At 53.4% G+C, this 15,447-nt stretch carries 10 protein-coding genes and 1 pseudogene; 3 read left to right on the top strand and 8 right to left on the bottom strand.

The window, feature by feature from the left end:
- Positions 1-275: 275 nt before the first annotated feature.
- The gene (locus tag D1227_RS04900; protein ID WP_051625129.1) at positions 276-1,502 is read left to right on the top strand and encodes an IS256 family transposase; all 1,227 of its coding nucleotides are present in this window, start codon (positions 276-278) and stop codon (positions 1,500-1,502) included.
- 127 nt (positions 1,503-1,629) lie between these two features.
- On the opposite strand, the gene D1227_RS04905 is transcribed toward D1227_RS04900, so the two are convergent.
- From D1227_RS04905 to D1227_RS04935, 7 genes are all read right to left on the bottom strand, one after another.
- Positions 1,630-3,516: an AMP-binding protein gene (locus D1227_RS04905; RefSeq protein WP_119404050.1), complete on the bottom strand. Its 1,887-nt coding sequence runs from the start codon at positions 3,514-3,516 to the stop codon at positions 1,630-1,632.
- A 175-nt stretch (positions 3,517-3,691) separates the two neighbouring features.
- The gene (locus D1227_RS04910) at positions 3,692-5,122 is read right to left on the bottom strand and encodes a DUF1329 domain-containing protein (RefSeq protein WP_119404051.1); all 1,431 of its coding nucleotides are present in this window, start codon (positions 5,120-5,122) and stop codon (positions 3,692-3,694) included.
- A gap of 37 nt (positions 5,123-5,159) precedes the next feature.
- Positions 5,160-7,082, bottom strand: coding sequence for a DUF1302 domain-containing protein (locus tag D1227_RS04915; RefSeq protein ID WP_119404052.1), 1,923 nt, complete (start codon positions 7,080-7,082; stop codon positions 5,160-5,162).
- Between the two features lie 59 nt (positions 7,083-7,141).
- Positions 7,142-9,469 (bottom strand): efflux RND transporter permease subunit, encoded by a 2,328-nt coding sequence (locus D1227_RS04920; RefSeq protein WP_119404053.1) that lies wholly within the window; start codon positions 9,467-9,469, stop codon positions 7,142-7,144.
- A 46-nt stretch (positions 9,470-9,515) separates the two neighbouring features.
- Positions 9,516-10,607 (bottom strand): WD40/YVTN/BNR-like repeat-containing protein, encoded by a 1,092-nt coding sequence (locus D1227_RS04925; protein WP_119455208.1) that lies wholly within the window; start codon positions 10,605-10,607, stop codon positions 9,516-9,518.
- 72 nt (positions 10,608-10,679) lie between these two features.
- A complete protein-coding gene (locus D1227_RS04930; RefSeq protein ID WP_035541368.1) occupies positions 10,680-11,078 on the bottom strand; it encodes an SDR family oxidoreductase in 399 nt (132 codons plus the stop codon).
- Between the two features lie 696 nt (positions 11,079-11,774).
- Positions 11,775-12,518 (bottom strand): IclR family transcriptional regulator, encoded by a 744-nt coding sequence (locus D1227_RS04935; RefSeq protein ID WP_158586564.1) that lies wholly within the window; start codon positions 12,516-12,518, stop codon positions 11,775-11,777.
- Positions 12,519-12,646: 128 nt separating this feature from the next.
- On the opposite strand from D1227_RS04935, the gene D1227_RS04940 reads away from it, so the two are divergent.
- Both D1227_RS04940 and D1227_RS04945 read left to right on the top strand, forming a co-directional pair.
- Complete coding sequence (locus D1227_RS04940) at positions 12,647-13,435, top strand: 2-keto-4-pentenoate hydratase (protein ID WP_119404056.1); 789 nt, start codon at positions 12,647-12,649, stop codon at positions 13,433-13,435.
- 12 nt (positions 13,436-13,447) lie between these two features.
- Positions 13,448-14,092: pseudogene (locus D1227_RS04945) on the top strand (acetaldehyde dehydrogenase (acetylating)); the annotation flags it as partial.
- A gap of 183 nt (positions 14,093-14,275) precedes the next feature.
- On the opposite strand, the gene D1227_RS04950 reads toward D1227_RS04945, so the two are convergent.
- Complete coding sequence (locus D1227_RS04950; protein WP_035540773.1) at positions 14,276-15,370, bottom strand: IS5 family transposase; 1,095 nt, start codon at positions 15,368-15,370, stop codon at positions 14,276-14,278.
- Positions 15,371-15,447: the final 77 nt, after the last annotated feature.

The following is a 15,447-nucleotide window of genomic DNA, read 5'->3' on the forward strand; positions in this document are numbered from 1 at the left end:
ACCCCAAAAAATCTATACTCCACAACGTGCAAACAGGCTTTTTCAGCAGCCTGCTAGTGGGCCTTCGCCTTCGCACACGGCGTGAATTCGGGCAGAGCCGACAGTCAAGAATTGTGAGCTTCTTTGTTGCATGATTTTTTCCGAAATCAGAAATCAAAATTGTCTCTGTGCGTCCGTGAAGGCCGATACGTACAGAATCTTTCGCACATTTGATTTTTCGGCTGGTTCCTTTCAGACTGAGAGGATCGACAATGGACGAGAGAGAAGACACGCCGATGGGGAACGTGATCCACATCGATGAGGCCCGGATCAGGGACCACCTGGGCGAGATGGTTCGCGGGACGGTGGAAGAAGCCCTGAACGCGATGCTGGATGCTGAGGCGGACGGCTTGTGTGGGGCTGATCGCTACCAGCGCAGTGAGGCCCGCAAGGACACGCGCGCCGGCCACTACGAGCGCGGCCTGCAGACCAAGGCTGGCGAAGTGAAGCTGAAGATGCCGAAGCTGCGCCAGAAGACCTTCGAGACCGCCATCATCGAGCGTTACCGTCGGCGTGAGAGCAGCGTAGAGGAAGCGCTGATCGAGATGTACCTGGCCGGTGTTTCAGTCCGGCGGGTCGAAGACATCACCGAAGCCCTGTGGGGCACCAAGGTGTCGCCCTCGACAGTGTCGAACCTCAACAAGAAGATCTATGCGAAGATCGAGGCCTGGCGGAACGCACCGATCGAAGGTGACCATCCTTACATTTACCTCGACGGTATCGTGATGGTAAGGCGGATCAGTGATCGCACTGCGATCACCCGCCGAACGAGCTGGGCGGGCGAAGTGCGCAACGTGTCGCTGCTTGTGGCGATCGGGGTCACCTCAGAAGGCTTTCGGGAGGTGCTTGGCATCTGTGAGGGCGCGAAAGAAGACAAGTCTGGCTGGTCAGGCTTCCTGCGCCATCTGGTCGACCGTGGTCTGTCCGGCGTCGAGCTTATCGTCTCAGATGCCTGCAGGGGCCTGATCGAGAGCGTCGCTGAGTACCTGCCCGACGCACGCTGGCAGCGCTGCATTGTCCACTTCTACCGCAATGTCTTCAGCCACGTGCCGGCGACGAAGGTTCGCGAAGTTGCCCACATGCTGAAGGCGATCCATGCCCAGGAGAGCCGGGAAGCAGCGACAGAGAAAGCCGAGGCCGTCATCGCCGAGCTGCGCCGTCAGCGCATGGGCAAGGCCGCTGATCTGCTCGAAGAACGCATCCAGGAGACGCTGACCTTCTACGCCTTCCCGGACAGTCATTGGATCAAGCTGCGCACCAACAATCCGCTGGAGCGCCTGATGAAGGAAATCCGTCGGCGTACAAAGGTCGTCGGCGCGTTTCCGGACGGCAAATCCTGCCTGAACCTTGCTGCTGCCCGATTGCGACACATCGCCGGAACCGAGTGGAGCACACGAAGATACATGAACATGCAGCCCCTACACGAGATGAAACTTCAACCCAATGGAACCGCCGTCGCATGATCGAAAGTGCGAAAGAATCTGGACACTACCCCGGACGGTTACCTTTCTGGTGTCAATTCCAGATTCAAAAATTACTCATCCGTGGGCCGCCAAGACATTTGCCATTGTGGTGAGGCCGGATACGCGCCTACCGAGCAATGGCTGAAGTGATATCATTCAATACCTGCGGGTCATCGATCGTCGCCGGAACTACATAGTCTTGCGACTCCGCAATGCTCTTGATCGTTCTCCGTAGAATCTTTCCCGACCTTGTTTTTGGAAGTTGATCGACAACGATGACGCGCTTGAAGGCAGTTACCGGACCAATTTCGGTTCTCACCAAGTTTACGATTTCTCTCGTAATTTCTTCCTCTGCACGCGTGACCCCATCGTTCAAAACGATGAGCCCAATTGGTAATTCTCCCTTCAAAGAATCTGCAACTCCAATAACGGCGCACTCCGCGACATCTGGATGCGCCGCCACCACTTCCTCGATTGCACCAGTGGACAGGCGATGACCCGCAACGTTAATAATGTCGTCAACGCGGCTCATGACGAAGATGTAGCCCTTATCGTCTATATATCCGGCATCCCCGGTCTTGTAGTATCCGGGGTATTCCTCAAAGTATGATTTTAGAAATGCCTCATCGTCTTCCCACAGTGACAGCAAACACCCCGGTGGAAGCGGCAGCTTTATGACAATAGCTCCGTGCCCACCTTGCGGCATTTCAGAACCGCTCTCATCCACAATGCGAACATCAAATCCAGGCATAGGAACTGTGCTAGAACCATATTCTGTTGGCAGCTGTTCTATTCCCAACGGATTGGCTGCGATCGGCCACCCTGTTTCAGTCTGCCACCAGTGATCTACGACTGGCACATCAAGGAGACGCTCTGCCCACTGGATCGTGTCAGGATCTGCTCGTTCACCCGCAAGGAACAGCTGTCTGAAACCGGAATGATCGTAACCGGAAAATAATGAGCCTGCTGGGTCGACTTTCTTAATCGCCCTTAACGCCGTGGGTGCCGTAAAGAGCGTATTAACCCGGTGCCGCTCAATCACCCTCCAAAAGGTTGCAGCGTCTGGTGTTCCGACCGGCTTTCCTTCAAACAGTATCGTCGCACTGGCGTTAAGAAGCGGACCATACACAATATACGAATGACCGACGACCCATCCTACATCCGATGCGGCCCAGAACACCTCTCCCGGTTTGACATTGTATACATATTCCATCGACCATTTGAGAGCGACCGCATACCCCCCGTGATCCCTGACGATACCCTTCGGCTTTCCAGTCGTCCCCGATGTATGCAGAATGTATAGCGGGTCGGTAGACGCCACGCTCACACATTCGGCTCTCTCGCCAGCCGTTCTTGCGGTTTCAACCAGGGCGGCCCAGTCGAAGTCCCGCTCATGCTCAAGCTCGCACGTCCTGCTAGAACGCTGGAAAATGATTGAACACTCAGGTTTGTGCGGGCTGAGCCTGATCGCCTCATCAAGGAGAGGCTTGTACTCAACGATACGACCAGGCTCGAGCCCGCAGGACGCTGACAACACAATTCTTGGCGTCGCGTCCTCGATTCGAGTGGCAAGCTCTCTAGCTGCGAACCCCCCGAATACGACCACATGGACTGCTCCGATGCGCGCCGTCGCAAGCATCGCAATCACAGCCTCGGGAACCATTGGCATGTAAATCAAGACCCGATCGCCGGCATTCACCCCACGCTCTTTTAGCACGGTCGCAAGTATACCAACCTCATCGAGTAGTTCAGAATAAGTATACTTCCGCACCGCTCCCGTCATTGCGCTATCGTAAATCAACGCCAGATCATCTCCACGGCCATCGCGCACATGACGGTCCAAAGCATTCCAGCATATGTTGCATTCGGCGCCGACAAACCAACGGGTCGCATGATCTTTCGATTCTCTGAGTACGTCGTAAGGTCTATACCACTCAACGGCATGAGACGCTGCCTCCCAAAACTCATCAGGTGCCGATTCCCATTTCTGGTATGTCGTTCTATAACTTCCCATAAGAATGTCTTCCAATACTGCCGGGTCCGCCTTGCCGCCACTATGTTCTTTACAACCGCACAACCAGTTTCCGGCCTGTGACCAAGACGGAATAGTTCCAATTTTCTTCGGTGTGAATCGTAGCTCGGCAGCACGTGCGGGTTGGCAATCTTGATGAATGCCAACCCGAGAGTGACTAGCGTTTGTCTCTCAATTTATCGACGTCGAACAAAGAATTGTCCATCTGATCAACTTTCTCCCAATCCGGCGATATGCTGAGCATCGAGTGCCGTTGTGAAATCACGTTTGGAAGAATCACTGAACGCCACATTGCGCGTCCCGTTGTGGGCTGCCACCAGCGTGAATCGTCCCAAGTCCGCCACAGGTTGCCCCGACGGTCGTACATTTCCATCGACTGGGTATAGTAGAGTTCCTTATCTACCGAGATGCGTTTTTTTGAGTACTGGTAGCTGTTGGTGAGATCATCGATATCATAAACCCATACCGGCCTCAGCTCCATATCAACAATTCCCGTCAGAGCGCAATACGCCTCATCTGGGCGATAAGGATCGTACACTGCACCAACCTCCGGCGCGGCTAATACGAAGCCCTCTTTAACCATGGTGTACTTGAATTTGCGTTTATCAGTTTTGGTCCACTGACTACGCCATTCGTCCCAAGTGAGCTCCAGAGACGGAGCAATTGGGTCTTGGCCATTGGTACCAGTAAGCGTGCGAGTGCGCCGGAGCGTAGGGATGAAAATCTTGAAGTTGTCATCTCTGTCAGCATCCGCGTACCGGAGCCGAACACCGGCCAACCCTCGCACATCCCTCGGCGAGGTTAGTAGTAGAGACCCCGCCTCAGTAACGCCTTCGAATCCAGGAACATTCCCAAGTGGAGCCTTATCAACTCTACCCGCCATTTTCCGCCACCAGATATTACCAGTGTATGAGCGCTCGACCTTATTGCTTGAATTACACCCCGTCATAACGACCGGATTAAACCAAAGATCTTCGGTTCCTACACCATGCGCACTAAACAACCAGTTCAGCTCATCACCATTTTTGGGTGTCAGGAAAGGCAATCCGCTCTTTGTTAGCATGCCATTTTTTCCGTCCCTGTCTACTAGCTCGCCCTTTTCATTAATTGTGAAGGGATCTTTGCCTAGTTCCTTGGTCGCATCGAGCAGAGCTTTCTGCATATAATAATGGTTCGTGGGAACAATGCGGATACCCTTGACACCCATCCACTCACTATTGAGCCGGTCAATCCAGAACTTTGGAAGATAGTCCGACAACCAAGGCATTGAAGCCAAGTTGTCCTTCGTAATGATCAACCCTGGCTTCAGCTCGTCCGGAATATCCGCGTCCTCAATGAGGCTCGAAGCCGTGTAACCCCTGAAATCCTTCCACTCTTTCTCGAGTTTTCGGGCCTCATCATTGTCAAGCATATCAGCCCAGGCTTTGTGTTCGGGCAAACCCGTCTCCTTGGCAAACGCCTTCCAGCGCTCGATATAATCTTCCTGCGCATTCGCTACGGGTGCTGCTGCAGTCGCAACTGCCATAAGCGCCGTTGCTCCGATCAGAAAGCTTTTCAAACTTAGCCGTTTCATTTTCTTCTCCATCATCAAGAACCAGACATCTTTGCGTTATCGTTATGTTTCTCTAGAATTGGTAGGTCAGAGAAAACTCAACGTAGTCCGATTTGTTATAGAGCCCCAAAAGGCCCTGCTCATCCTTCCCGCTAAAGTAGCCCACTTCAATTCTGGGCTTCCAATTTCCTCCTCCTACGGAGAAATCTATTCTCTGCCTTATCGCAACGCCACCTTTATCCATGTCCCAGATCGCCAAGCCATCCAGAGTCACTTTGTCGTTTAAGAAACCCTTCGTGTACGTCTGAGTTATGAATCCCTGGTTCTCTTCAACATTTGTAAGCGCGTAAGGCGCCTGAAACAGGAGCCCATCAGCATCTTCGGTATGGATCCCGAAAAACTGAGTTGTCATAAAAATCGAACTGCGCTGCGATTCCCACCCTGGCACCCAGAAATTATAATCAAATCCAACCATGACAGACAGCTGATCTCGTCTCGCGATTGTGTCGTCACGGGTAGTAATGAGAGCTGGCGTTCCGACGGTCATCCGCCCGGGCACAAAGGGATTCTGAATCACGCCCTTGTTGAAAGGTTTGTCAAACTCGTATGCGGCCTCCAAACGCAGCACCGGAGAGACATCCTTTCGACCGAGCCGGATTTCAGTCATATCCCGTGTGAATGAGAAGCCGACGGTCTTTTGCCGGAGTGTGTAATCGAGGTCAAAATCTGCAGTAATAGAACACGGCACCCCTCCAGCGCCCGGATCCAGAATATCAAGGCAGCCGAACGGAATTAGCGGGAAGTCCCCCGGCACCGCAGTACCAGCTGCGAGAGCCTGGATGAAATCAACGTACTGACCCGGCGCATTCGTCGCACCTATGGTGGTTGGGAGATCAATAGGCACATTGATTACACCCGCCGCATTTGGATCTCCGATAAAAGTGCCAATATGAACTGTTGCGCCGGTGTTGACGACTATCGGCAGGTCCTGAAAACCGTAAAATCCGTTAATTGTCCCTTGCCCGCCAAGCACATCGAATTTTAGCCGTATGCCGACCTCGGAATCTTCCCAGTCGTCTGTTTCCTTATCCGACAGACGTGCTCCCAACAAAGGCATACCGAAACCCGACTGACCTTCCACCAACCTCGGGAAGGGCAATCCGAAGGGCCCTCCGGATGTGCTGGAATTCGGGGTGGGATTATTCACAATGAACTCGGAATGGCGCACCACCGGAGTGTAGATCACTTCCAGTGATGGATCCTTGAGTCCTACCCCCTCAAAAGGAGCAGCCAACCCGAGTTGGTCGATATCCAAAGATAGGGCGGCACTCCACTGAGGTATCCGTAAGTCCTCGGTGTCTGTAAATATACTCCTTTGGCGGAGATCCTGTGGATTCAAAATATCCAGAAGCCGCAGGCCATCTGCTTGCCCCCACCCTCGCTGAAACTTTCCTAGCTTCAGCGACGCGCGTCCCTCTGAATCAGCAAACGCTATCGACAGCTCTCTAATCACATCCTGCTCGAAATCATCGAGTATGCGATTTTCTTCACCGCTATTACCAAACGGTTCAGGCAGCGTGAGCGCCCCATCCTGCGAGAGTAAAAAATCAAAGCGATCTAGAAACGGAGGGCTTTTCGTAAAGTCTTGCAGGCCAGGCCCGATTGAATCTCCATCATCAAGATCATAGTACCAATCGCCGCGCAGCCAAAAATCGGAAACGACCGTCACGTTGCTATTGGGAGTCCACTCAGCCTGAAACTGCGCTACAAACTGGGAAGGCCCCACTCCAGTTCCACCACCATACCGGTCAAAATAGACGCCCGTCCCTTGCGTCAGACGTCCGCCCACCCAGACATTGTCGGGCAGGTCCAGCGCTTCAGCCAATGACTGGGCATTCGCTGCCAGCGGCACCATAAGGACTGTGGAAAATGCTGTAGCCCCAAGCAGGCATAGCTTTTGCGACTTAGTTTTAGTTTTTTTATTCTTGGTGTTCATCTTTCTCTCCCTTACTTTCTATTATTTCCGATGCGCGGCCAGGCTCTATCGCCCTCAATCTAACCAACCATCGCCCTGACTATTTTCTTCTGTGTGCTAAACGGAAATCCCCGCGGCTTCAGCAAGCCGATTGCTGCAGGCACAACAGTGAGCGCCCCCACCATGTTGAACATCAAGATGATCGCCAACAGAACGCCCATCTCGGCTTGGAACCTGATCGGAGACAGGAAGTACCACGGCAATAGCGGCAGTATCATCGTCAGTGCCGTAACTATCACGGCAATACCAGACGTGTTGAACGCCCGGCCCGTCGCCTTCGCGAATTCATGGCCGTGCCTCATTTCGTCGCGTATCCGGTCTGCCATGTAGATGCTGTAATCAACACCACGTCCCAAACCCAACGCAGCAAGCGGGAGCGTATTCAAGTTCATCCCCACGTCCATAAGCGTCATTACACTCATGGTGATAAAGTGAGATGTCGTCAGTACAAGTATGATCACGACTGCAAATGCGGGTGATCGATATAGCCAGAGCAGGTTAACTGCGATAACGATGATAATGGCAATAAGGAGTACATTTTCTTTATGCTCGATCTCGTCGTTGCTCGCCTTAATTATACCGATCTGTCCGCCGGCGAACCTCACACGCGGCTCCCCATCTGAAAACTGAAAGGTGTTTAGAAATTCTTGGCCCGCCGCCATCAACGCATTCACGGTGTCAGCACTATGCTCCCCCGTATAAATTGAGAGCTTACCGATGCTCCATTCCGGGTTCGTATAGGCGGCAAAGTCTCCTGGCTCACCGCCAGACCGGAACATGTAAATGTTAAATCCTATTTCTTCTTCTGTATCAGGAATTGTTTGGTATGAAGGGTCCCCTTCCCACAAAACCATGTTGATATTTTTTACGATCGGAACAAGGCTTTGTGCGCGAGTTGCCGGAAGAACTCGTTCGTAAATATGGCGATCAAATGCTTCGATCTGATGATACACACGCGGATCTAGCATGATCTCTCCATCACCGGAGAAATAGGCCTGCATTACATCCGTACCGACACGGTCAAAGCTTGAGTTGATTTTTTTGACATCTTTGTTGTATTGGGAATCTTTCCACAGGATCGGGCTCCCTTCTGCATCACCTATTTTTAGCCCCTGCGAAACGAAAATGCCCGCAATCAACGCAGCGACAAAAGCCGGGAGGAATACATATCTGGACATTTTCAGCCCAAATATTTTGGCTAGTGCGGCTTGACCCGGTAAGGTGGTGCGGAATTTTGTCGGCTTCCGAAGGACCGCCATGAACGCCGCAGCAACAATAATCCCCGGGGTCAGCGTTAGAAGCCAAAACGTGCAAATGAAGGCAAGCGACTGTATGCTTGGGATAGTCACCAGAGCCAGAACCGTAAATCCAGCTGCATCGGTAATCACAGCCGCAGTGCTCGGGAACAGAAGGCGCTCAAGACCTTCTTTTACTGCATCACGCATGGTTGCACTATTTTCGATTTCATCGAAAACGCGCGAAACGAATTGAACTGAATGGGATAAGACAGTGGCGAAGACGAAGAATGGGAGCAAGAGCAACAGGGGATCAAGATTGTAACCGACCAAGCCAATGACGCCAAAGCCCCAAATCGTGACGGCGAAGGCCACGAGCATCGGAACAGCAACGCCCACCCAGGACCTGAAATAGAAAAGTAGGACGGCAGCGATAGCCAGCACAGAGACCGCAAAAACCAACAGCATATGAGGCAGATATTTCTTAACCGTGCCCAGAAGTACGGGCCTGCCAACGACTGATATTTTTACATCTTTCGTCGAGTATTCTGATTTTAGATTGTCAATAAAGGCGACAAACTCCCGAGAATCCACCTCCTCTGATAGCTCGGCAGAAATAAGCATTGAATGCTCATCCAGTGAAACCAATGAGCCGAGAAACTGCCCCCTGACGATTTGTTTGAAATGCTCCATATCAGACTCAGAGCGGGGCACTTCCGGCCACATAAGAGGACTGACCAGAATTTGCCCCTCCCCGCCGGCCACCGATCTCGTCTTCCGGAGATTGGCCGCCTCAAACAGAGGGCGGATATTGTTATCGTGAAAATAGAACTCGTCTGATACTTCCCGATACGTTTCAAGAAAGTCCGAATTGTAGATGTCGCCTGCTTTATTTTCGACTTCGACAAGGACATTATTGACTCCACCAAACTGACTCTGGAACTCCTTATAGAGTTCGACATTCGAATGGTTTGAAGGCAGCATATCTTCGAGAACGACCTTCAACGAGACACCTGTCACGCCGAAATAAGCCGCCCCCGATGTGACCAGAAAAGCGATTGCCAGAATGATTCTGGGAAATCTTATGACGAAATTCGAAATATAACTTACCACTGAATTTGAGCCTTTGATTGAATTTGCAACAAGCGAACTACTCCTGTTACCACCGAACTAACGGCTCCGGATCTGAGACATCGACTTCGGTTTTTAGTACGGCACCGTTCGCCCCAACGACAACATACCCTCCGTGTTCCGATGTTTTAGAAATTCCTCCGTACCAAAGAAATCCTAGCTTACTCTCCAGGGGCAGCAATTCCGATACAGGCAATCCAGCTTTTACACGGACCACCCCGCCCTGGCCTACGATCACTCCGTCACCATCTTGGTCTAATGTTAGATCGAACAAATGCGCATCTGTCCCCGAGGACAAAGCTGTGATCGTCGGGACACGGTCCTCTAAGCGTTCCGAGCCCTCTTCAACGTCACTGTCCGAACCAAATCGAACCATTGTAAGCTTGCCGCCAAGCCCAGATATTAGCGCCTCCGAACGCCATGCATCTACCGCTGTGAATGTGACCGAGGCATCGGGCGCGTCCAGCACCTCCCAGCTCAATCCATCATCGATTGACCACGCTATCAGGCCGAACTCCCCAACCAAAACCAACCGCCCGTCCTCGAGACGTGTAATGCCATTCAATCTCGGTAGATCACGCCCCTGATATCCGGATAACGCCTGAGTTTGCCACGTTTTACCGCCATCGGACGTGTGAAGCACTGTAGCCTCATGTCCGACGACCCAAGCTGTCTGGGCGTCGAGACAGTAGACATCTCGCAAGTTAACGCCCGGCTCAACATGCACAACTTCCCAATGCGCTCCCCCGTCTTCAGACTTCAGGATCTTGCCTCTACTCGTGACAGCAATGCCGACGGCCTCGTCCACAAAGTCGATTCGCCTAATTAAGTCCGTAAACGGCAAGGGCTGGCGCTTCCAGTGCCCTCCTCCATCCTCGGTCTTCAGTAGTGTCCCGTAGTATCCCCCCGCCCAGCCCACAGAATCAGAGACAAAATCGACGGCAAATAAATTATCAGGAACAAACCGTACACGTCCGTCAGTTGGCATCTCTATATTTGACCGAGGGCTTATGTCGGGGGGCGATAAAACGCCCTGCTCTGCCAGCGCCCCAGGTTGGGAGAAGTAAAGCACCCCAGCAGCAGCGGCAGCATGAGCGAATTTGGAGACCGGCAGGTTCATAGATTTGATCCAAAAGACCGCCAGCACCGCTGGCACAATTTCGACTTAGTTGGTGAACGCGTTCAGGCTGGGTCAGCCCACGCCAATACCGCCATCGGACAAGATGGTTGTGCCTGTGACGTATCGAGCCGACACCGGACAGGCAAGCAACGCATATAGCGCTACATGGTCTTCAGGCTTTGCGGCAAATCCGAGCGGTGTCATGCCCTCGATAAGTTTGTCGATCTCTGGTCCACCGAATCTCTCCACGGCAAGGGCCGCAGCGCGCTGATTGTCTGCCAGACTGCGCACATCCCCAATTACTGTTTCAACTTCAGCCCCGAACTCACCCCGCAACGAACTCGCCTGCTCATCATTGACGCACAGGACACATAATCTGGCACCCTCCTCGACAAAATGATGGACCACCGCCCGGCCGATTCCCGTGGCTCCGCCCGTAATCAAAACGGAACTGCCGCTTAGTTTTGGCATAATTGAATACCCCCCTAACTACCTTGCTTGAAGTGCAAGATTTTGTTCTTTTTTTGAGGAAAAATGATTTTTTTGGTTGTGTCAATATTTATTTACGAACAGCGCTAGCTCAAATTCCGCAGCAAGGATCGAAATTTGCATGTGGCCAAAGGCAACTGTGCTATCGATGCCGCTGTTAATTTCGTCATACGGAACAGACGCCAGCGCAACTTAGTGCATCTGACTCCCGGATTGGACAGTGCCCGACGCCCCGGATGTCGACAAACTATTTCCCGACTCCGAGATTTTAATCCGTGTACTAACGTATTACTCTCGGCTTTTCTGGAACACTCCGAACGCAGTCCATGTGAGATGGTCCTGTTATTCGCGCATGGCCGCTTTCGAGAATATTCTCGACACACAAATATCATGGGTAGGCCTACAGAATTCCAATCCTGTTCACCCGAGCGCGCAGATTTCATAAAGTTTCACAATGTGGGAGCGATGCCACTCATTCGTATCCGGCCAGGTTGACGCGCAACCGGATAGCGGCTCAACCCAAATGTGTCGTGTCAGGTTGAACTTCACTGCCATTCAAGGTCAGGGAACGCTCAAGAGATACGACAACCAGTCTGTTTCCTCCGGCGGAGCTAGGTCTCCGCCAAACTCTGGGAGCCTAAGCGGCTCCCATTTTTTTGACCTCTCATCTCCACATGATCAGGCGCCGGCCCCTAAGGTGGAAGAGATTGACTGCGCTACCCCGTTGAGCTGAATCAGGCGATCACGCTGTTCTTTAGGACTCGCCCACCTCTGGCTAGATGAACTAGAAATTGCGCCCACGACTATTCCCCGCGAACTGAAGACTGGCACAGCGATGCAATAAAGTGCGTTGTGAACCTCGCCATCGTCGACGCCGAATCCCTTGTTGCGCGTGCGATGTAGTTCTCGTTCGATTGCGGCTGGATCCGTGATCGTTTTATCCGTTAGCTTTGGAAAGGGCCCGCTGGATATATACGCCCGTCGCTCGTCGACCGTCATGTGCGAGAGCAACACCTTGCCGATAGCAGAACAGTACGCCTCCAGCTGCCCGTTCTCGCGCGTGAACACCTCCTCTCCTTCAAATACCGATTTCGCGAGGTAGGTAACCATGTCGTTCTCCAGAAGGCCAAAGTGGGTCGTGGTTTCCAACGCGACACTTAGTTGGTCCAAAAAGGGCCGTACTAGTTCCGACAGCACTGCATGTGGTGTGTACCCCTCCAACTTCTTCAGAAAAACTGGGTTGGGCAAATATCGTCCACGTCTGGATCGGCAGATGAGCCCGGCCGAATGGAGGGCATTCAGATGCCTGTACAGAGTCGATTCCGGCACTCCGAGCTGGACACTCATTGCGTCTGATTCGAATACACCGTCCTGCGCAACAAGTGCTCCGAACAAGGCCATCGCCTTGTCGAAGGAAGACATGGATCGTGTCACACGGATCTCCATTTATCACATTGTGATAGCAATTGGCCTGCCTCGGATTGCAGTGTCAAGTATATCGCGTAGTTAGCGATCTACATTCCAAGTTACTTACGGACGCGAACCAGACCATGATCTCCAGAGATGAAATTCAAAAGGCTGCGGATGCACTGTTCAACGCACACGCTGGACAAACCTACTGCGCACCAGTGCGTGATCTCATTGGTCTTGATCCGCAAGCCGGATACGAGGTCCAGGCGATCAACACAGCCCGGTGGGTGTCCGCAGGACGACGAATTGTTGGCAGGAAAATTGGCCTGACGTCAGCGGCAGTTCAAAATCAACTGGGCGTAGACCAGCCCGATTTTGGCGTCCTCTACGCGGATATGGAATATTGCGACGGTGATGAAATTCCCTTGTCAGCAACTCAACAACCCAAGGCCGAGGCTGAAATAGCCGTTATACTCGGCAGGGACATCAACGCGCAGGATACAACACCAAGCGAACTTATCCGAGCCATAGACCACGTCGTGCCTGCCATCGAAATTGTGGGCAGTCGTATCAAGGACTGGGATATCCGCATTTCGGATACGATCGCGGATAACGCCTCATCAGGCCTATATGTCCTGGGCGGTCCTGTTCGTGCACTGCATGGGCTTGATCTCGTCAATGCTGGCATGGTGATGAAATGCAATGGACGCCCGGTTTCATATGGCGCCGGCATCGCGTGCCTTGGAAACCCGCTAAACGCCGCCCTCTGGCTCGCACGAAAATGCGCAGAGCTCGGAGCACCCCTCAAGGCCGGCGACGTCGTTCTGACAGGTGCTCTTGGCCCGATGGCCTCAATGGGGCCTGGTGATCTGTTTGAAGCGGATATCGAAGGTATTGGGTCGGTTCGCCTCGCAATTGCGGCGAAATAGGAGACATTGGAAATGACAACTCTCAAGAAGACCAAGGTTGCGATCATCGGATCCGGAAATATCGGAACTGACCTCATGATCAAGGTCATACGCAAGTCAAAGGGTCTCGAAATGGGCGCGATGGTCGGGATCGATCCCGACTCGGACGGCCTTGCCCGGGCAAAGCGCATGGGTATCGCGACCACGCATGAAGGAATTGACGGTCTCGTTAAGCTCGACGTGTGGCCCGAAATCGGAATTGTCTTTGATGCGACATCTGCTGGCGCACACAAGCGGCACAATGAAGTCGTCACATCCGCTGGCAAGGTGATGATCGACCTCACGCCTGCGGCGATCGGGCCGTATGTCATACCCGTCGTCAATGGTGACGCGCATCTGGATGCGTCAAATGTCAACATGGTCACTTGCGGCGGGCAGGCGACGATCCCAATCGTGGCAGCGGTAGCATCCGTCGCGACAGTCCACTATGCGGAGATCGTCGCTTCCATCGCCTCCAAGTCAGCCGGGCCGGGAACGCGGGCCAACATTGATGAATTCACCGAGACAACCTCAAAGGGTATAGAAGAGGTTGGAGGAGCCCGGAAAGGCAAAGCCATAATCGTCCTGAACCCGGCAGAGCCTCCGATGATTATGCGCGATACGGTATTCACCCTCTCTAGCAGGCTGCTGAAAAAGCCTGTTTGCACGTTGTGGAATATAGATATTTTGGGGTCGGTGAGACTTTTTTTCGCCGTTTTGGCGTCCGGACGCGCGTTTCCGCCTGCATTGAGGTCACTCTTTCGGCATAGACCATCTTTCCACGGATTATGCGCTGACTTATCGCAGCGGCGATGGTGGCGTTCATGCTGCGGCCCCCGCAAGTAGCTTCGGTAGTCGGACGAGATTGTAGGCGGCGATGGCGATATCGAAGCCGAGGGCAACGCGCCGCTTTCCCCTGAACTTCGTCTTGGCATAGCCGCCAGTTGTCTTCGTCCACCCGAAGATCTCCTCGATCCTTTTGCGGATGCGCTGGGAGACCTCATAGCCCTCGGGGGTCTTGATGGGCAGGCCGCACCTCCCGGTCTCGGACTTCAGGGCGACATGCGGCCTGACACCGGCCTGCTCCAGATCGCGCTTGAAGGTCCAGGCATTGTAGCCTTTGTCGGCACCAAGTGTGGCGCCGCGTTTAACCTTGCGTTTCCTGATCATCTCGAGGGCCGCCTCGCGTTCGGCTCTGCCGGTTGCATGGGTCAGTTGTGTCGCTACGGCGAGGCCTTGCCGGTTCTCCATGAGGACGTGCCCCATGTAGCATAACTGAGCCGGCTTGCCCCGGCCCTTGCGATAGAGCCGAGCATCGGGATCGGTCGATGAGGCATGCGTCTGGTTCGACCGCTTCTCGCCGTGGAAGTCGTGCGGTGCATTGCGACCACCACCTCCACTATCCGGACCACCGCCGCTATCGGTATCCTTCGGACGGAAGCTCTTGGTACTGGCCCAGGCCTCAATCAGGGTGCCATCCACACTGAAGTGCTCACGCGACAACAGCTTCTTCACTCGCCGAAGCGACAGGACGGCGTTGAGGAACTTTGCGGCGATATCCCCATCCAGAAGGCGGTCGCGGTTCTTTGAAAACGTCGAGGCGTCCCAGGTCGGCTCATCGGGCCCGAGCCCGACAAACCAGCGAAACAGGAGATCGAACTCAAGCCGCTCCATCAGCTGGCGCTCAGACCGGATCGAATAGATCGCCTGCAACAGCATCGCCCGCAACAGACGCTCCGGCGCGATCGACGGGCGACCGGTATCCTGCGCGTAAAGTGCCGTAAAATCTGCGTCCAGAGCCTTCAGCGCGTCATTTACCAGCTGCCGTATCTGCCGCAGAGGATGATCCGATGCGATCCGGTCTTCTACGTTCACATACGAAAACAACTGATCCGTCGTCCGATCTTCACCACGCATCTCTGCCTCCCTCTCCACACAAAAGAGAGAATCATGCTTCGCAAAGCAAAACGAGACCTTTTTCAGCAGCCTGCTAG

This window comes from Henriciella mobilis (assembly GCF_003576315.1).
Lineage (GTDB): Bacteria > Pseudomonadota > Alphaproteobacteria > Caulobacterales > Hyphomonadaceae > Henriciella > Henriciella mobilis.

Coding starts and splice junctions, on each gene's coding strand:
- D1227_RS04930 (WP_035541368.1), bottom strand. CDS start 11,078: ATGCCAAAACTAAGCGGCAGTTCCGTTTTGATTACGGGCGGAGCCACG.
- D1227_RS04935 (WP_158586564.1), bottom strand. CDS start 12,518: ATGTCTTCCTTCGACAAGGCGATGGCCTTGTTCGGAGCACTTGTTGCG.
- D1227_RS04940 (WP_119404056.1), top strand. CDS start 12,647: ATGATCTCCAGAGATGAAATTCAAAAGGCTGCGGATGCACTGTTCAAC.
- D1227_RS04950 (WP_035540773.1), bottom strand. CDS start 15,370: ATGCGTGGTGAAGATCGGACGACGGATCAGTTGTTTTCGTATGTGAAC.
- D1227_RS04915 (WP_119404052.1), bottom strand. CDS start 7,082: ATGAACACCAAGAATAAAAAAACTAAAACTAAGTCGCAAAAGCTATGC.
- D1227_RS04910 (WP_119404051.1), bottom strand. CDS start 5,122: ATGATGGAGAAGAAAATGAAACGGCTAAGTTTGAAAAGCTTTCTGATC.
- D1227_RS04900 (WP_051625129.1), top strand. CDS start 276: ATGGGGAACGTGATCCACATCGATGAGGCCCGGATCAGGGACCACCTG.
- D1227_RS04925 (WP_119455208.1), bottom strand. CDS start 10,607: ATGAACCTGCCGGTCTCCAAATTCGCTCATGCTGCCGCTGCTGCTGGG.
- D1227_RS04905 (WP_119404050.1), bottom strand. CDS start 3,516: ATGGGAAGTTATAGAACGACATACCAGAAATGGGAATCGGCACCTGAT.